General features: G+C 67.5%; 15 protein-coding genes. 3 read left to right on the top strand and 12 right to left on the bottom strand.

The genetic code is table 11. From position 1 onward, the window contains the following. Positions 1 to 21: 21 nt before the first annotated feature. From IEW22_RS06795 to mqo, 3 genes are read right to left on the bottom strand one after another with little or no spacing between them, the layout of a single operon-like run. Entirely contained in the window at positions 22 to 2,043 is a 2,022-nt protein-coding gene (locus IEW22_RS06795) for a VWA domain-containing protein (RefSeq protein WP_373284141.1), read from the bottom strand. Then, positions 2,040 to 2,513, bottom strand: coding sequence for a GNAT family N-acetyltransferase (locus IEW22_RS06800; protein WP_188585826.1), 474 nt, complete (start codon positions 2,511 to 2,513; stop codon positions 2,040 to 2,042). Before IEW22_RS06800 ends, IEW22_RS06795 begins: the two co-directional genes overlap by 4 nt. Before the next feature lie 13 nt (positions 2,514 to 2,526). Next, entirely contained in the window at positions 2,527 to 4,077 is a 1,551-nt protein-coding gene (mqo, locus tag IEW22_RS06805; RefSeq protein ID WP_268235463.1) for a malate dehydrogenase (quinone), read from the bottom strand. A gap of 147 nt (positions 4,078 to 4,224) precedes the next feature. On the opposite strand from mqo, the gene IEW22_RS06810 reads away from it, so the two are divergent. Further along, positions 4,225 to 5,262 (top strand): alpha/beta hydrolase, encoded by a 1,038-nt coding sequence (locus tag IEW22_RS06810; RefSeq protein ID WP_373284145.1) that lies wholly within the window; start codon positions 4,225 to 4,227, stop codon positions 5,260 to 5,262. A 109-nt stretch (positions 5,263 to 5,371) separates the two neighbouring features. Beyond that, positions 5,372 to 6,838: a mycothione reductase gene (locus IEW22_RS06815; protein ID WP_188585827.1), complete on the top strand. Its 1,467-nt coding sequence runs from the start codon at positions 5,372 to 5,374 to the stop codon at positions 6,836 to 6,838. A gap of 4 nt (positions 6,839 to 6,842) precedes the next feature. On the opposite strand, the gene IEW22_RS06820 is transcribed toward IEW22_RS06815, so the two are convergent. From IEW22_RS06820 to puuE, 9 genes are all read right to left on the bottom strand, one after another. After that, a complete protein-coding gene (locus tag IEW22_RS06820; RefSeq protein WP_188585828.1) occupies positions 6,843 to 7,658 on the bottom strand; it encodes an alpha/beta fold hydrolase in 816 nt (271 codons plus the stop codon). A 9-nt stretch (positions 7,659 to 7,667) separates the two neighbouring features. Further along, on the bottom strand, positions 7,668 to 9,227 hold the full coding sequence (locus tag IEW22_RS06825; RefSeq protein ID WP_188585829.1) for a cobyric acid synthase: 1,560 nt from the start codon (positions 9,225 to 9,227) through the stop codon (positions 7,668 to 7,670). 6 nt (positions 9,228 to 9,233) lie between these two features. Then, the gene (map, locus tag IEW22_RS06830; RefSeq protein WP_188585830.1) at positions 9,234 to 10,097 is read right to left on the bottom strand and encodes a type I methionyl aminopeptidase; all 864 of its coding nucleotides are present in this window, start codon (positions 10,095 to 10,097) and stop codon (positions 9,234 to 9,236) included. Positions 10,098 to 10,185: 88 nt separating this feature from the next. Next, the gene (locus IEW22_RS06835; protein ID WP_188585872.1) at positions 10,186 to 11,976 is read right to left on the bottom strand and encodes a penicillin-binding transpeptidase domain-containing protein; all 1,791 of its coding nucleotides are present in this window, start codon (positions 11,974 to 11,976) and stop codon (positions 10,186 to 10,188) included. 157 nt (positions 11,977 to 12,133) lie between these two features. Further along, entirely contained in the window at positions 12,134 to 12,976 is an 843-nt protein-coding gene (locus IEW22_RS06840) for a GNAT family N-acetyltransferase (RefSeq protein ID WP_373284142.1), read from the bottom strand. Positions 12,977 to 13,129: 153 nt separating this feature from the next. After that, on the bottom strand, positions 13,130 to 14,263 hold the full coding sequence (gene ispG / locus IEW22_RS06845; protein ID WP_188585874.1) for a flavodoxin-dependent (E)-4-hydroxy-3-methylbut-2-enyl-diphosphate synthase: 1,134 nt from the start codon (positions 14,261 to 14,263) through the stop codon (positions 13,130 to 13,132). Positions 14,264 to 14,390: 127 nt separating this feature from the next. Continuing rightward, positions 14,391 to 15,617 (bottom strand): M50 family metallopeptidase, encoded by a 1,227-nt coding sequence (locus tag IEW22_RS06850; protein WP_188585831.1) that lies wholly within the window; start codon positions 15,615 to 15,617, stop codon positions 14,391 to 14,393. Between the two features lie 61 nt (positions 15,618 to 15,678). Continuing rightward, complete coding sequence (dxr, locus tag IEW22_RS06855) at positions 15,679 to 16,845, bottom strand: 1-deoxy-D-xylulose-5-phosphate reductoisomerase (protein WP_188585832.1); 1,167 nt, start codon at positions 16,843 to 16,845, stop codon at positions 15,679 to 15,681. A gap of 35 nt (positions 16,846 to 16,880) precedes the next feature. Next, positions 16,881 to 17,888, bottom strand: coding sequence for an allantoinase PuuE (puuE, locus tag IEW22_RS06860; protein WP_268235464.1), 1,008 nt, complete (start codon positions 17,886 to 17,888; stop codon positions 16,881 to 16,883). A 123-nt stretch (positions 17,889 to 18,011) separates the two neighbouring features. Between puuE and IEW22_RS06865 the strand changes: the two genes are divergently transcribed. Continuing rightward, positions 18,012 to 18,299: a DUF2631 domain-containing protein gene (locus tag IEW22_RS06865; RefSeq protein ID WP_188585834.1), complete on the top strand. Its 288-nt coding sequence runs from the start codon at positions 18,012 to 18,014 to the stop codon at positions 18,297 to 18,299. Positions 18,300 to 18,584: the final 285 nt, after the last annotated feature.

The following is an 18,584-nucleotide window of genomic DNA, read 5'->3' on the forward strand; positions in this document are numbered from 1 at the left end:
CGGTCATCCTCGGCCGCTGTGTCAGGCCGCCGCGCGATACGCCGGCGCCGCGGGCCTCATCTGCCCGAGGCTACCGGGTAGGAACTCCTCGAGCGCGATCCGGCGGGCGCCGAGTCGACCGGCGAGGTCGGCGGCCAGACCGAGGCGGATCGGGCCGCTCTCACAGTCGATGACCACGCTGTCGTCGATGCGGCGACGCAGCTGCTCGGCGACCGCCCTCGCCCTCGGCAGTGCGTCGCGACCCGCGGTGGCGCGTCCGTCGGTGAGGACCACCAGCAGTGGTCGGCGATGCTGATCGTGGCGCTGACTGCGGGCGATCACCTCCCAGCCGCGGGTGAGGCCCTCCGCAAGCGGGGTGCGTCCGCCGGTGCATCTGCCCTCGAGGCCGCGTCGGGCCACCTGGACCGAGCGGGTCGGCGGTACCGCGATCTGCGCGTCGACTCCGGCCATCGTGATCACCGCAACCTGGTCGCGCCGCTGATAAGAGTCACGCAGCAGCGCCACACAGGCCTGCGAAACGGCGTCGAGGCGGCGGCGAGCGGCCATCGACCCGGACAGATCCACCACGAACACCACGAGATTCGCCTCACCCGCGTGACGCTGGGCGGGCACCACATCGGCGGCGGAGATGCGCACCGGCAGTTCGCCGACGCCGTGGCGTTCGGCAGCCGTGCGCGCGGTGGCGATCATGTGCAGTCCGTGCCCACGCGTGTCCGCCCGCACCACCCGACCGCTTCGCGACCGTGTCCGCGAGCGACGACCCGGGGCACCGGAGTCGCCAATTCCTTTGGCACGCAACGTGGTACGCGGCCGCGAGGTGGGCTCTGACATGGCCATCGATCCCTGTGGGGCACGCCCGGTTCCGGTGGGACAGTCCTGCGGCGCGCCAACCCCACCGCCCGGCGGGTCGTCATCCGGCCCACCTGGTCCGCCATCATCTGGTCCACGATCGTCGGGTCCGCGACCTCCGGATCCGGATGCGTCGCGGCCGGACTCACCATCCTGCTCCGCGCCGTCACGATCGTCGGCGGGCGGCGGCGCGCTCGGCGGATCCGCCTGCCGGGCCGCTGATTCCATCGCGTCATCGAGCTGCTGCTCACTGATCCCGGTGTCGTCGAAAGCGTCGCGACGGCGACGGTGTGCCAGCGCCAGCTCCACGGCCACGCGCACATCGGATTCCTCGACCGCCTCGGCGCCACGCCAGGCGGCATGGGCGCGTGCGGTGCGGGCCACCACGATGTCGCCGCGCAACCCGTCGACATCGAGTGCCGCGCACACCGCCGCGATCCGTCGCATCTGCACATGCGGCAGCGCCACCTGCCCGACCATCGCGCGGGCATCGGAAATCTGTTGGGCCAGTTGCGTTTCAGCGTCGGCGAAGGCTGCGGCGAATGCGTCGGGATCGGCGTCGAAGGCCAGCCGGCGGCTGACCACCTCCACGCGAGCGTCCACATCGGCCGGCGCGGCGACATCGACGAACAGACCGAACCTGTCGAGCAGCTGCGGACGCAACTCGCCTTCCTCGGGATTCATCGTCCCGACCATCACAAAGCGAGCGGAGTAGCCGTGCGAGACGCCGTCGCGTTCGACCACCACACGTCCGGTCGCAGCGGCGTCGAGCAGCACATCCACCAGATGATCGGCGAGCAGATTGACCTCGTCGATGTAGAGCATGCCACCGTCGGCATCGGCGAGGACACCGGGGGTGAACACCTGGCGGCCGTCGTGCAGCATCCGCTCGATGTCGATCGAGCCGATCACCCTGTCTTCTGTTGCGCCGATAGGCAGTTCGACCACGCGGGCGCGACCGGAGGTGTCGATACGCGAGAGCACCCCGGCAAGCGCCCGCACAGCGGTTGTCTTCGCGGTCCCCTTCTGACCGGCCACCAGCACGCCACCGATCTCCGGTGTGATCGCGCTGAGAATGAGCGCCAGCTTGAGGCGATCGGCCCCGACCACAGCGCTGAACGGGAACAGCGTCGGCGACCTCCGACTCGCATCGAGGTCAGGGGTGGCGCCCGTGTCGGTCTGCGCAGAACTCACGAAGCAGCCGACTCCGCACCGCCGCGGATCATGGGGACGTGCGGGATGCCGTCGAGTAGGTATTCGGGTCCCTCCGGGCGGAAGCCGTGTTTGGCATACATGTCCACCAGATACGACTGCGCGTGGATCCGGCAGATGCGCGGACCCACCTCGGCCAGCGCTGTGCGCAGCAATCGGGTGGTGTGCCCCTGACCGCGGTGCGCGCGTTCGGTGCACAACCGCCCGATGCGGAAGATGTCACCCTCGACCTCGTCGTATTCCTCGAGCAGCCGCAGGGTGCAGATCACCTGACCGTCCTCTTCCAACCACAGGTGACGCGTGGTCGGCGCCAGATCGCGGCCGTCGAGTTCCTCATAGGGACAGGACTGTTCGACAACGAACACGTCCTGCCTCAGCTTGAGGATGTCGTAGAGGGTGATGGTGTCGAGATCCAACGCCCAGCTTCGGTGGAGTATTGCCGTCGCCGTCATGGGCAACTGCCTATCACACAGCCGGATCGGATGCCACGCCGAGCGAACCCGACGGCGTGTGCTGATCGTCGAGTTCGAGCACCTTCGACGTCCAGTTCCACACCTGCGAGAACAGGTCGGGGTTGGAGTCCAGTGACTGCCCGAACGAGGGGATCATCTCGGTGAGCTTGCCCTTCCAGCCGTTGAAGTGACGCGGGAAGCAGCGCTCGAGCACGGTGAGCATCGCGGGCACGGCGGTCGAGGCACCGGGCGAGGCGCCCAGGAGTCCGCCGATGGTGCCGTCGGCAGCGGTGACGATCTCGGTGCCGAACTGCAGCGTGCCGGTCTTGCCCTGCTTCTTGATCACCTGCACACGCTGGCCGGCGATGATGAGCTCCCAGTCCGAACCCTCGGCGCGCGGGTAGAACTCGCGCAGCGCGTTGACCTTGTCGGCACGCGACTCGCTCAGCGCACCGATCAGGTACTTGAGGAGGTCGAACTCCTTGGGCGCCACGCTCGTCATCGGGATGAGGTTGCCCGGCTTCACCGATTTGATCAGGTCGAAGTTGCTGCCGTGTTTGAGGAACTTCGGCGACCAGCCCGCGTACGGACCGAACAGCAGTCCGGGCTTGTGGTTGATCACGCGGGTGTCGAGGTGGGGCACCGACATCGGCGGCGCACCGACCGCGGCGCGGCCGTAGACCTTGGCGTGGTGCTCGGCGATGAGGTCGTCGTCGGTGCAGCGGAAGAACGCTCCCGACACCGGGAACCCGCCGAAGCCCTTGATCTCGGGGATGCCCGACTTCTGCAGCAGGCGCAGCGCACCACCACCGGCGCCGACGAACACGAACGACGCGTGCACGGTGATCTTCTGGTGGGTGCGCAGGTTGCGGACCTTCGCCGTCCAGGAGCCGTCGGACTCCTGCGAGAGGTTGGTCACCTCGTGACCGAAGTAGACGTCACCGGCCTGCGAGACGTAGTTGAGCAGCTCCTGGGTCAGCGAGCCGAAGTTGACGTCGGTGCCGCCGGTGAACCAGTTCAGCGCCACCGGGTCGGAGAAGTCGCGCCCGGCAGCCATCAGCGGCAGCCGCTTGGCGAATTCGTCGTTGTCGTCGATGAATTCGATTCCCTTGAACAACGTGTGATCGGCCAGCGCCGCATGGCGCTTACGCAGGTAGTCCACACCGTCGGCGCCGTGGGCGAAGCTCACATGCGGGATGGGGTTGATGAAGTCGCTGGGGTGCGAGAGCATCCCGTGCTCGATCGCATACGACCAGTACTGACGCGACACCTGGAACTGCTCGTTGATCGACAGTGCCTTGGTGATGTCGATACTGCCGTCGGCGTTCTGCGGGGTGTAGTTGAGCTCACACAACGCGGAGTGTCCGGTGCCGGCGTTGTTCCACGGGTCGCTGCTCTCGGCGGCTGCGGCGTCGAGACGCTCGAACGCGCAGATGCTCCAGTCCGGCTGCAGCTGGCGCAGCAGGGAACCGAGGGTGGCGCTCATGATGCCGGCGCCCACCAGCATCACATCGGTCTTGATGGTGTCCGACGAGACCGAGATCTCAGGTTCCGAATCTGCCACTGCTGCTCCTTCGTTGCCACGTTGCCGCGATCACTGCCCATTGTTGCCCATGGCAAAGGATGGGGAAAAATCCGGCCTCCGCACCCGGCTCCGGCAGGACCCATCGCTGACTACAGTGAGACCGTGGCTTCAGCGACCGACGACGACGTGACCGCATCGACAGACCCGGATTTCACGACCCAGCCAAACGACTCGGCGACGTGGACGACAGACATCCTCGGCGACGACTTCTCGTCGTTGTCGATACCGCTCGGCGACGATCCCGACGGGGAGGGACCCATCGACGCGGTACTCGTCCGCCACGAGCCCGCACAGTTGTCGACCGCCGATGCCGTGCTCTACGTCCACGGCTTCACCGACTACTTCTTCCAGCGTGAGCTCGCCGAGTTCTTCGCCGCCCATCACCACCGCTTCTACGCGATCGACCTGCGCAAATGCGGCCGTGCGCTGCACGCCGGGCAAACGCCGCACTACACCAGGGACCTCGACGACTACCGCCTGGAACTGACCCGCGCGCTGGATGTGATCGCTGCGGAGTCGCACACCCGCGTACTCGTGGTCGCGCACTCCACCGGCGGGCTCATCACCCCGCTCTGGATCGACCATCTGCGGCGCACCGACCCCGCGCGGCATGCGTTGATCGGTGGACTCGTGCTCAACAGCCCGTGGTTCGATCTGCAGGGGCCGGCTGTGCTGCGCACACCCGTGGTGAGCGGTGTGATCGATCTCATGGCGCGGGTGGACGGAAAGCGGGTGATCCCGCAGGGCCTCGATCAGAGTTACGGCGCGAGCCTGCACACCAGCACCGGCGGCGAGTGGGACTACGACCTCGACAAGAAGCCGCTCGGCGGGTTCCCGGTCACCTTCGGCTTCCTCTCGGCGGTGCGCCGAGGCCATGCTCGTCTGCACAAGGGACTCGACATCGGTGTGCCCTCGCTGGTGCTGCGCTCGCAGCGATCATCGGCGGCGGCGCCCGAGACCGTCGACGAGACCGATGTGGTCCTCGACGTGCGCCAGATCGCCCGGTGGTCGGGATGTCTCGGCGGTCGCGGCAACGTGGTCCCGGTGCCCGGCGCGCGACACGACGTGTTCCTGTCGCGCTCCCCCGCCCGTGAACGCGCCTACACCGAACTCGCGCAGTGGTTGCAGCTCTACGCCGAACCGGGCACCGCGCCCGACGCCTGATCCCGCACCGAAGCCGGTCCGCACGCCGGATCGCGCCCACAGACGACCACCCGCCGACGACTCTCGCCGTGCGGACACACCACCCTCAGACGGCCCGGAGGCACACCGCATGACGCGCTCGACACCGCCGACAGATTCCACGCCCGACCAGACCACAGCGTCACAGAGCACGGCGACCCCGAGCACTGCGACCCACACCGTCGACCTGGCGATCATCGGATCCGGGAGCGGCAATTCGCTGCCCGACAACCGATTCGACGACATGAGTATCGCGATCTTCGAGCGCGGCACCTACGGCGGCACCTGCCTGAACGTCGGGTGCATCCCGACCAAGATGTTCGTCTACGCCGCCGAAGTGGCCGAAAACGTCCGTGAGGCGCAACGATTCGGAATCGACGCGCATATCGACGGCGTCCGCTGGCGCGACATCGTCGGCCGCGTATTCGGCCGGATCGACCCCATCTCGGCCGGTGGCGAGCGTTACCGGGTGCAGGACTGTCCCAACATCACCGTCTACCCGTCCATGGTCACCTTCGCCGGTCGCACCGACGACGGCTATGTGCTCACCACCCGCGGCGGTGACACGGTGATCGCACGACAGGTGGTGATCGCCGCCGGGTCGCGCCCGGTGATCCCCGAGATCGTGGAGTCCTCGGGCGTGATCTTCCACACCAATGACGACATCATGCGTCTGGCCGAGCTGCCCGAGCACCTCATCATCCTCGGAAGTGGCTACATCGCAGCCGAATTCGCCCACATCTTCAGCGCTCTGGGGTCACGGGTGTCCATCGTGGCGCGGTCGGGGGCACTGCTGCGCGCACTCGACGAGAACGTCTCTCGCCGCTTCACCGAGATCGCCTCGAGTCGGTTCGACGTCCATCTCAACGCTCCGGTGACCGACATCGAACAGCTCGACAACGGTCGTGTGGCGCTGCGGCTGGCCGACCAGACGATCCTCGACGGCGACGCCCTGCTCGTGGCGACCGGCCGGGTGGCCAACGGCGATCTACTGAACCTGGCATCGATCGGCCTGGAGCCCGACGGGATCGGACGCGTCCCCGTCGACGAGTACGGGCGCACCCCCGCGCCCGGGGTGTGGGCGCTCGGCGACGTCTCCAGCGAGTATCAGCTCAAACACGTCGCCAACCACGAGGCGCGGGTGGTGCAGGCAAATCTGTTGCGCGGCTGGGATTCCGACGAGCTGGTCGCCATGGACCACCGTTTCGTACCGGCCGCGGTGTTCACCCATCCGCAGATCGCCACCGTCGGTCTCACCGAGGCGCAGGCACTCGACCACGGGATCGACATCACCGTCAAGACACAGGCCTACGCCGACGTCGCCTACGGGTGGGCGATGGAGGACACCACCGGATTCGTCAAGCTGATCGCCGATCGGAAGACCAAGCAGCTGGTCGGCGCCCACATCATCGGCCCGCAGGCCCCCACCGTCATCCAGCCCGTCATCCAGGCCATGTCCTTCGGGCTCACCGTCCCCGACATGGCCCGCGGCCAGTACTGGATCCACCCGGCCATGCCCGAGGTGCTCGAGAACGCGCTGCTGGGTCTGGAGTTCTGAGTTGTCAGAACACCGCGCTGCGTAGCGAGATCTCGCTGGCCACCGCGGCCGGTGCGCGCTGGGGAATCCAGTGGTCGACGCCGTCGAGCACACTGAAGCGGAAGTCCGAGCGGACGAAGCGACCGCTGCGTTCGGCCTGCGCGCGACCCAGATAGGGGTCGTCGGCACTCCACAACATCGTGGTGGGCACGTCCACCGGCGGACAGGCGAGGTGTGCGGCGATGTCACCGGTGAAATTGGCCCGGTACCAGCCGAGTGCTGCGGTCAGGGCCGCACGGTCGGTCAGCGGGGCCACCGAGTCGTCGGGAACGAGGCTTCGCAGCAGTGCAGCCTCGTCGGCCAACAGTGCGTCTTCGGCGCCGGGTTTCAGGAAATCCTTGATGTACGAGGACTTCTCACGCTGGTCGGCGTCAGCGAGCGCAGATGCGGCCGCCGACGGATGTCCGGTGCTCACCGCCACCAGCCCGGTGATGCGGTCGGGATGGAATCCGGCGAGCTGCCAGGCGACCAGACCGCCGAAGTCATGTCCCGCGACGATCGCATAACCGATGTCGAGCGCGTCGAGGATCGCGATCGCGTCGGCGCGGATGTTCTCCAGGAGGTAGGCCTGCGGGTCGTCAGGGCGCGCACCTGCGGAGTAGCCGCGCTGGTCGGGCACCACCGTACGCAGGTCGGATTCGTGCAGGCGCGACACCACCTCGTCGAAGCAGCTGCCGTCGGTGGGAAATCCGTGCAGGAGCAACACGACAGGACCCCGATCGCCGCCACCGAGGCGCACGGTGAACTCGAGTCCGTTGGCCGCAACCGTCGTCGTCTCCACGACGCCACCCTAGCGGGCAGAGATGGACACCACCGGCAGATTGTCCGGTGGGCCGGAATCGATCAGCGCCACAAGGGCATCGATGTCGGCGTGGGATTGCAGGGTGTCGGCCATCAGGTCGAGTTGCCCGCGTCGCACCGCATCGAAGTCCGTATCGGGGGCCACGGCGAAGTCCGGTGCGCAGAACTGCGCCACGTGATGCAGAAACGTCCTGCGCACCGCGTCGCCGGCGAGCAGACCGTGCCAATGCGTACCCCACAGCGCATCCCGATGGCCGCCCTCGTCGCCGAGGAGATCGTCGTGGATCCAGGGTTGTTCACGCGCACCGGTGATGCGGCCGTGGTGAATCTCATAACCGGTGGCCGGTAATCCCCACGCGGATCCGGTCGCGTTGCGCACCACCTTCTCCTCGTCGAACCGCACGCTCGCGTCGAAGAGTCCGAGCCCCTCCACCACACCGGCACCGGACTCCACCCGATCGTCGATACGACGGCACAGCATCTGATACCCACCGCATATCGCGAGCACCGGCTTGCGGTGTGCGGCGCGGTCGGACAGCGCGACGTCGATCCCCCGGCCGCGCAGCCACGCGAGGTCGTCGACGGTGGCCTTGGTGCCGGGCACCACCACCAGATCGGCAGCGGCGACCGCAGCCGGATCGTCGACCCACCGCACGTCCACGCCGGGTTCGCAGGCCAGTGCCTCCACATCAGTGGTGTTGGACACCCGCGGCAGCCGGATCGCGGCGACACCGAGTCGTCGAGCGCCGCCCCCGGGTGAGGCCGGCCCGACGGTGGCGCCGACCGGCGTGGACAGTGAATCCTCGGCGTCGAGCCAGACGCCGTCAAAGAACGGCAACACCCCCAGCGTCGGCCGCGCGGTCATGCGATCCAGCCACTCCACCCCCGGCGCCAACAGCGACTGGTCGCCACGGAACTTGTTGATCAGGAATCCCGACACGAGACGCTGGTCGTGCGCGTCGAGGGCGGCAACGGTGCCCAGCAGATGCGCCAGCACGCCACCGCGGTCGATGTCGGCGGCGATCACCACCGGGATCTCGGCGCGGCGCGCGAGCCCCATGTTGGCGATGTCGTCGGCACGCAGATTCACCTCGGCGACCGACCCCGCACCCTCACAGATCACCACGTCGAAGTCCGCACGCAGCGAAGCCAATTCGGCGTCGACGATCGACGCCAGGGCGGCGCGGCGGCTGTGATAGTCCGCGGCGCCGACCTCGCCGTCGACACGTCCGCGCACCACCACCTGCGACCTCCGGTCGCTACCCGGTTTCAGCAACACCGGGTTGAAGCGCACCGACGGTTCGAGTCCACACGCAAACGCCTGCATCGCCTGCGCCCGCCCGATCTCGCCACCGATCATCCCGCTGTCGGTCTGTTCGACGGTCACCACAGAGTTGTTGGACATGTTCTGCGCCTTGAACGGCGCCACGCGTATCCCGTTGCGGCTCAAGAGCCGACACAACCCGGCGACGATGAGGCTCTTGCCGGCATCCGATGTGGTCCCGCCGACGAGCAACGCGCCGCGCGGGGACGAACCCTCGAGGGTCACCGCACTCTATTCGCTGGGGAGCGTGAGGATCTCGGCGCCGTCCTCGGTGACCACCAGAGTGTGTTCGAACTGTGCGGTCCACTTGCGGTCGGCGGTCACCACTGTCCAGTCGTCATCCCAGATCTCGTAGTCGAGCGTGCCCAGATTGATCATCGGCTCGATGGTGAACACCATCCCCGGCTCGATGATCGTCTCCACATTCGGCTCGTCATAGTGCAGCACCACCAGCCCGTTGTGGAATGTCTCGCCGATCCCATGACCGGTGAAGTCACGAACCACGTTGTAGCCGAACCGATTCGCATACGACTCGATCACCCGGCCGATCACGTTGAGTTCACGTCCGGGTTTGACCGCCTTGATCGCACGCATGGTGGCGTTGTAGGTGCGCTCGACGAGGTCGGCGTGTTCGGTGGAGACGTCGCCGGCGAGGAAGGTGGCGTTGGTGTCGCCGTGCACCCCGTCGATGTAGGCGGTCACGTCGATGTTGACGATGTCGCCGTCCTCGATCACCGTCGAGTCCGGGATGCCGTGGCAGATCACCTCATTGAGCGAGGTGCAGCACGACTTGGGGAAACCCCGGTAACCCAGCGTCGACGGATAGGCGCCGTAATCGATCATGTACTGATGGGCGATCGCGTCGAGGTCGTCGGTGGTCACACCCGGTGCCACGGCCTTACCTGCGGCGGCGAGTGCGTCGGCGGCGATCCGCGACGCCAACCGCATCTTCTCGATCGTCTCGGGCGTCTGCACCCACGGCTCGTGGCCCTCGTCGGCCGTCGGACGCCACGCGTACTCCGGCCGCGGGATCGACGTGGGCACCGCGCGCCGCGGCGAGATGGTTCCGGGGGACAGTGCAGATCGAACAGCCATGACCACCAGCCTATGCCGCGCACCGAGCCCGGTCTCGGCCGGTTCGCGGCGCGTCGGTCCGGCGGTCCGGTGGTCCGGTGGGAAAGGGCTACTGCCCGTAACCCTCGGGCAGTCCGTCGAAGAAGTCGCGGGTCACCAGCACCGCGTTGTCCGAACTCCCACCGCGCACCACGAGCGTGGCGAATGCGAGATCGCCGCGATAGCCGGCGAACCATGCGTGTGAGGCGCCGGGAATCTCGGCCTCACCGGTCTTGCCGTACACCTGGCCCTCACCGGCGATCGCGGTGGCGGTGCCCGACTCCACCACCTCGCGCATCATCGGTCGCAGTTGGGCGAGCACCTGCGGTGAGACGGCGACGTGCGGACCCGACACAGTGGTGGTGCGGCCGAGTATCAGCTGCGGCACCGGCAGCGATCCGTGGTCGATGGTCGCGGCGACCAGGGCGAGTCCCAGCGGGCTGGTGAGCACCTTGCCCTGCCCGAATCCGTCCTCGGTGCGCGAGACCAGGTCGGTGGCGATGGGGACGTCGCCGGTGTCGGCGGGGATCCCGGGAATGTCGTACTTCATCCCGATCCCCATTGCGGTGCCGGTGCGTGCGAGGTCGCTCGGCCCCATCTCGCTGGCGAGTTTGGCGAATGTGGTGTTGCACGAGTGCGCGAAGGCGGAACTCACCGGCACGTCGCCGAGGGAGAAATTGTCGTAGTTCGGGACGGTGCGGTCGCCGATGGTGACCTCACCCGGACAACCCACGATGCTGTCGGGAGTGGTCAGCTTGACCGAGAAGGCCGCCGCGGAGGTGACCATCTTGAACGTGGAACCCGGCGGGAAGAGTCCGGTGGTGGCCAATGGTCCCTGGGCATCGGCGAGCGCGTTCTGTGCAACGGCGAGCAGTCGGCCCGTCGACGGCTGGATCACCACCATCATCGTCGGATCGTCCTTGCGCACGTTCACCGCCCGCTGGGCGGCGTTCTGCACCGCGCGCGACAAGCTGATCGACACCGCGGGAGCCGGCTGCGGATCGTGTTCGTCGAGAACCGCGACCGTGGATCCGGTGTCGGATTCGGTGACGATCCGCCATCCCGCTCGTCCGGTGAGCTCGCCGTTGACCTGCGTGCTCACCTGCGAGATCAGATCGGGCGCAAAGCGCGGGTCGGTCGGCAGCATCGCGGCCTGGGCGACGGCGTGCACGCCCGGGATGGCCGCAAGCCGATCGGCGAGACGGTTGTAATCCGACTGAGAGATGGTCGTCACCGGATACGTCCCGCCCTGGGCCGTGGCGTATTCGGCGATCTCCTGCGGGTCGAGTCCTGCAGCGGCAGGAGCACCGCCGGGCGGGGTCTCGGCGAGCAGCTGGGTCAGCTGCGCGGCAGTGGCGGCGACTCCCCCTGCGTCGGCCGCCTCGGCGACGTCGATCGAGATGGCCTCGACCGTTCCCGACGCCAGCACGGTCGACCCGTCGGACTCGTTGACGGTCGCGGTCTCGGCCGGGATCGACTCCAGTGCCAGGGTCTGGGTGTCGGAGAGCTGCGGATGGATCGCGGCGTTCGACCACCGGACCTGCCAGCCGCCGTCCGTGCGTGCCATCTCCAGCGTCGCCGAATACGTCCACGACCGCTTCTGCGGGAGCGTCCAGTGGTAGTCCACGTTCACACTCGCGGTGTCACCGGTGATGTCGGCCTTGCCCACCGCTGCCGACAGCCCGGTCGCCTGCAGCCCCGCCCACGCCGACTTCAGTGCCGCATCGGCGGCGGCAGCCGAATCGGTGTGTCCGGCGGCGACGGTGAACTTCTGAGCGGCGACGTCGTCGACGAACGCCGTGACGGTGGCCCGCGGACCCGAGTCGTCCGACGAACATGCCACCGAACCGCCGACGACCATGGCGGCAACGGCCACGACGACCGTGGTGGTGACCACAGAACGGTAGCGGACCGACTGTGCACGTCCCGCAGCTCGGGCACATCGCGATCGCCACATCATCAGGGCGATCATAGGAGCCGAATTGTCCGATCCGGCGGTGCCACGCGCGAGGATGCGTTCAGTCCACGAGGATCGTGGCGAAGGTGCCGACCTGTTCAAATCCCGCGCGCAGGTAGGCCTCACGCGCGGCGACGTTGAAGTCGTTGACGTAGAGGCTGGGGGTACGTCCGCAGGCGAGGACCGCCTGGGCGACCGCTGCGGTCCCGGCCGCGCCGATCCCCTCTCCGCGGCGGTGTGGGGCCACCCAGACGCCCTGGATCTGTCCGACGCGGCGCGACATCGACCCGACCTCGGCCTTGAAGACCACGTGGTTCTCATCGTCGAAACGTACGAAGGCCCGCCCGGCGGCGATCAGCGAGGCGATCCGGCGGCGGTAGGAGCGGCCGCCGTCGCCGGCGCATGGGTCGACGCCCACCTCGCCGGTGAACATCGCGATGGCCGCAGGAAGGTAGTCGTCGAGATCGTCGAGGGTCGCCCGACGGACGAGCGGGTCGGGGGTGAGGAGCGGGGCGCCGCTCAGCGCGAGCAACGGCTGCTCGGCCCGGATCTCACGCGCCGGCCCCCATTGACCGCATACGTCCGACCAGAACGGCATCACATGCTCGGCGCGACCGACGATCGACGAACACATCCGGGGCGAGCGGGTGGCGCGCTCGGCGAACGCCGCCATGTCCGAACGGTCACCGACCAGAGGGATGAGATTGGCGCCGGAGAAACACAGCGACGTCTCGGGGTCGCCGTTGCTCCACAGCTCCCCGCCGAGTGTGCGGGGGTTGGTGCCGTGGTCCTCGACCCGCGCGGCCACCATGCACATGCCGATCGGATCGGCGTCCAGGGCACGCTCGACTGCCTCGGTGTCGCGGGAACCCAGCGGTTTGTCCCCCAACAACTTCAGCACCATCGGCTCCTCGCTCAGGTCGGCTCGACAGGTTCATTGTGACCCCTTCGGCCGCCTCCGTTGGTCCGGGGCGCTGAAAGTCTGATTTGTCGCACTTTCTCGGCGGCCCGACAGCGCCGTGAAGTCCAGCGCACCTCCGATGGGCGGGCCGCGGGATCAGCTGACGGTGACCGTCGGCGACCCGGACTCCTGCGCTTCGCCGGACTCCTCGGCGATCCGCATCGCCTCTTCGATGAGGGTCTCCACGATCTGCGCCTCCGGCACGGTCTTGATGACCTCGCCCTTGACGAAGATCTGCCCCTTACCGTTGCCCGAGGCGACCCCGAGATCGGCTTCGCGCGCCTCTCCGGGACCGTTGACGACACATCCCATGACCGCGACACGCAGCGGGATGTCCATACCCTCCAGACCAGCGGTGACCTGCTCGGCGAGGGTGTAGACGTCCACCTGCGCCCGGCCGCATGACGGGCAGGACACGATCTCGAGCTTGCGCGGACGCAGGTTGAGCGACTGCAGAATCGCGTCGCCGACCTTGATCTCCTCAGCCGGCGGCGCCGACAGCGACACGCGAATGGTGTCACCGATACCCTCGGCCAGCAGCGCACCGAAGGCCACCGACGATTTCACTGTGCCCTGGAACGACGGCCCGGCCTCGGTGACTCCGAGATGCAGCGGGTAGTCGCACTGGGCCGCGAGCTGACGGTAGGCCTCCACCATGATCACCGGATCGTTGTGCTTGACCGAGATCTTGATGTCGCCGAAGCCGTGCTCCTCGAACAGTCCCGCCTCCCACAGCGCCGACTCGACGAGTGCCTCCGGGGTGGCCTTGCCGTACTTCTGCATGATCCGCTTGTCCAGCGATCCGGCGTTGACACCGATCCGGATGGGGATGCCCGCGTCGCCGGCTGCCTTGGCGACCTCTTTGACGCGTCCGTCGAATTCCTTGATGTTGCCCGGGTTCACGCGCACCGCGGCACACCCGGCGTCGATCGCGGCGAAGATGTACTTGGGCTGGAAGTGGATGTCGGCGATCACGGGGAGTTGGGATTTCTTGGCGATGATCGGCAGCGCGTCGGCATCTTCCTGCCGGGGGCAGGCCACCCGCACGATGTCGCATCCCGACGCGGTGAGCGCGGCGATCTGCTGCAGCGTCGCGTTGATGTCATGTGTCTTGGTGTTGGTCATCGACTGCACCGACACGGGGTAATCCGAACCGACTCCCACCAAACCGACGTGCAGTTGACGGGTGGTGCGGCGTGGCGCCAGCGTCGGCGCAGGGCCGGCGGGCATTCCGAGTCCAACAGGTGTGCTCACGCAAACCACTCTACTTTCCCATTCGGACGCCCGATCACCGGCGAGAGACGCACAGGTGTCGCGCGGTGGAACCTCCACCGACGTGCACGGTCAGAACACGCGGTCAGAACACCTTGATCGGGTTGATGATGTCGGCGGCCAGTGTCAGCACCATGTAGCAGCCCATCACCGCGATCACCGCATAGGTGGCCGGCATCAACCGCATGTAGTCCACCGGACCGCCCGCCGGCTTGCCGAGGCGCCGGCGCACCAGGTCGCGAACCTTCTCATAGCCGACCAGAGCCATGTGGCCGCCGTCGAGTGGCAGCAGGGGGATCAGGTTGAACACGCCCAGGAAGAAGTTGATGCTCGCGAGCAGGAAGATGAAGAACGACCAGGAGCCGTGATCAGCGGCCTCCCCACCGATCACCGAGGCACCGTAGACGCTGACCGGCGTGTCGTCCGAGCGCTGCCCGCCGGTCACCGCGGTCCACAGATCGGCGATCTTGGACGGCATCGAAATCAGCGAATCCCACGTCTTCTCCATCAGCTGGCCGGTGAACACCGCAGCCCCGGGGATGGCGGTGAGCACGTTGTAGTGCTGCAGCTCCTGGCCGGGGAATGCGATGCCGATCATCCGCTTGCTCGTCGGAGCGGCGGCGGAACCGTTCTGGTCCTGGTTCGCGGCTGGTGGTGTGTTGACGGTCGCCGGGTTCACGGTGAGCTCGAGCGTCTGCTCACCCCGGCGCACGGTCAGCGACACCGGCCCCTGCGACTGCTGGATGATCGGGCTCAGGTCGGCGGCCTTGGACACCGCCTTGCCGTCTGCGGCGACGATCTCGTCACCCACCCGCAGTCCGGCCGCACCGGCCGGACCCGTGCCCGAACAGGCCGACATGGTGCCGTCGGCCGACATCGACGACCCGACGCAGTCGAGTGCGGCGACCCGTGCCGGGGTCGGCGGCGGATTGAGGTTGGGCAGCCCCCAGCCCAGCGCCAGGATGACGATGAGCACGAAGCCGAGGATGAAGTTCTGCAGTGGCCCGGCGAACAACACCACCAGTCGTTTCCACGGGTGCTGCAGGTACATCGCCCGATGGCGCTGCTCGGGAACGATCTCGTCGTAGGTGGTCATGCCGGCGATGTCGCAGAAGCCGCCGAGCGGCAGTGCCTTGACGCCGTATTCGGTGTCGCCGCGGCGAGTCGACCAGAGGGTGGGACCAAACCCGATGAAGTACCGGCGCACGTACATCCCGGTGCGCTGGGCAGCCCACATGTGGCCGCATTCGTGCCAGGCGATCGACAACAGCAGCCCCAGCGCGAACAACACCACGCCGACGACGAAGACCACACCACTCCTCTGTCTGCCGGTGACGTCTCCCGGGTACCCGAGACGACGCCGCGGCCTGCGGTCAGGCCGCCAGGATCACATCCCTGGCCCGCCGCCGCGCCCATGCGTCGGCCGCGAGAACCTCATCCACCGTACCGGGTGTTTTCGACCACTCGTCGGAGTCGGCGAGCACCGCCTCGATCGTCGCGGTGATCTGCGGGAAGGAGATACGCCCGGCGAAGAACTGCGCGGCCGCCGCCTCGTTGGCGGCGTTGTAGACCGCCGTGCGCGATCCGCCGGCCTCCCCGGCGGCCCTGGCCAGATCGATCGCGGGGAAGGCCGCGGAGTCGACCGGCTCGAAGGTCCACGCCGAGGCGGTCGAGAAGTCGTAGGGCACTGAGGCATGACCGACGCGGTGCGGCCAGCCCAGCGCCAGCGCGATCGGCAACTTCATCGACGGTGGCGACGCCTTGGCCACGGTTGCGCCGTCGACGAACGTCACCATCGAGTGCACCACCGACTGCGGGTGGACGGTCACGTCGATCCGCGAATAGGGCACGCCGAACAGCAGATGCGCCTCGATCACCTCGAGACCCTTGTTGACCAGCGTCGCCGAGTTGAGGGTGATCATCGGGCCCATCGACCAGGTCGGGTGATGTCCGGCCTGCTCGGGTGTTACCGACTGGAGTTGTTCGGGTGTGTAGCCGCGAAACGGTCCGCCCGAGGCGGTCAGCACCAGCCGGTCGACCTCGTCGGCGCTGCCGGCGCGCAGACACTGGGCGATCGCGGAATGTTCGGAGTCCACCGGCACGATCTGACCCTCCGCTGCGGCGTCAAGGACCAGGGAACCTCCGGCGACCAGCGACTCCTTGTTCGCCAGCGCCAGACGGGTGCCGGTTTTCAGCGCGGCCAGCGTGGAGGCGAGCCCGAGTGAGCCGACCACACCGTTGAGGATCACGTCGGCAGGCACGGTCTCGATCAGTTCGGTCAGCGCCTCGGGTCCCGAGAGCACGCCGCGCCCGCCCAGCCGCTCATCGACCACGGATGCGGCATCGGGATCGGCCACTGCGACCGCCGACGCCGGCAGGCCCAGGCTGCGGGCCTGATCGGCGAGCAGATCCGTGTTCCCTCCGCCCGCGGCGATCCCCACGACCTCGAAGTCGTCGGGGTGTTCGGCGACGACCTGCAGCGCCTGCGTCCCGATGGAACCGGTGCTGCCGAGGATGAGAACGCGAGTCACGTCACCCATTCTGGCAGCCCCGGGACCGCCGGGGACACGACAGGTCACGCGGTCGGCGGATGGGTCTGCTGCCAGTGCCGGGCGATGTCGACGCGACGGGTGATCCAGACCTTCTCGTGGGACTGGATGTGGTCGAGCAGTCGTTCCAGACTCGCCGTACGCGCGGGCCGGCCCGCGATGCGGCAGTGCAGACCGATGCTGAGCATCTTGGGTGCGCCGCGTTCCCCCTCGGCGTAGAGGGTGTCGAAGGCGTCGCGGATGTAGTCGTAGAACTGGGTGCCGCTGGGGAATCCGGCTCCCGAGGCGTACTTCATGTCGTTGGTGTCGAGCGTGTAGGGCACCACGAGGTGGTCGACCTCGATGCCCTGGGCGTCGGGGACCTTCTCCCAGTAGGGCAGGTCGTCGGCATAGCTGTCGGAGTCGTAGAGGAATCCGCCGTGTTCGACGAGGAGCTTGCGGGTGTTGGGTGAATCGCGCCCGGTGTACCACCCCAGAGGTGCCGACCCGGTGAGATCGGTGAGGATCTCCACCGCCTGCGCCATGTGCTCACGCTCGACGGCCGCGTCGACCAGCTGGTAGTTGAGCCAGCGCAGACCGTGTGAGGCGATCTCGTCGCCGCGTTCGCGAAACGCCGAGACGGCGTCGGGATTGCGCACCATCGCCGCGGCGACGGCGAAGATCGTCAGGGGCAGATCGCGCCGACCGAACACGTCGAGCAGACGCCACAGCCCGGCGCGGGAGCCGTACTCGTAGAGGGTCTCCATGCTCTGATGCCGGTTGGGAAAGCTGTCGGGCATGAACATCTCCGACAGGAACGTCTCGCTGCCGCTGTCTCCGTCGAGGACGTTGTTCTCGCTGCCCTCCTCGTAGTTCAGGACGAACTGGACCGCGATGTTGGCATCTCCCGGCCAGTGCGGATGCGGGGGTGTCCGTCCGTACCCCACGAGATCGCGCGGGTAGTTCTCCGGTGCGAACCGAGCTGCCGCCGAGGACGAGTCCGGGCGCGCGGAGTGTGTGGAGGCTGATGACGAGGTTGATTTCGGCGAGGACACGCGCAACATTCTCACACCGGTATGACCACTCGCGCATTCCGCCCCGCGACACCGATATGCTCATCGGTGGGTACACACCCGTAGGCCGTCCAGCGCGAGAAGTGGCACGACAGGAGTGAGCACGTGACGAGTACCGACGTCGAGAAGCACGAGAGTTTGCCCAGCGAGATGGTCTGGGTTCGCGAGCCCTCCGAGGCGCCCTCGGCACGGTTCGGCTGGTCGGGAGAGAACCTCGGACTGTTCCGCGTCGCCGGAGTGATCTCGGCGATCGTGCTGCTGTGCATGCTCGTCGGCAATCACCACGGCAAGGTCGAGGACATCTACCTCATCGCCATCGCCGCGGTGATCCTGCTGCTCATCGCGGCCGACCTGATCCGCCGCCGCGGCAAGTACAAGAACTACGGCAACTGAGAGCCCGCTCGTGTCGTGGCCCGGTCTCTGACGGAACGGGTTCTCGGCGTGCGCTGACTGATCGCGAACACCGCGTCCGGTATACCGGGCGCGGTGTTGTGCTGTGTGGGTCCCGTCTGACGTTTTACGGGACCGGTGGCACTCTGGCGGAGCTGGACGGGGGCCCTGCGCGGCGCGGATGCTAGTGTCCTGAGTCATTAATTGTCATTCGGTTGATAGACTGGGGAATGGCAACCCGGGGTCCGCGAGCAGTGGATATTGTTCTGACCGATGACGAGCGCCGTG

Source organism: Gordonia jinhuaensis, from assembly GCF_014639795.1.
Lineage (GTDB): Bacteria > Actinomycetota > Actinomycetes > Mycobacteriales > Mycobacteriaceae > Gordonia_B > Gordonia_B jinhuaensis.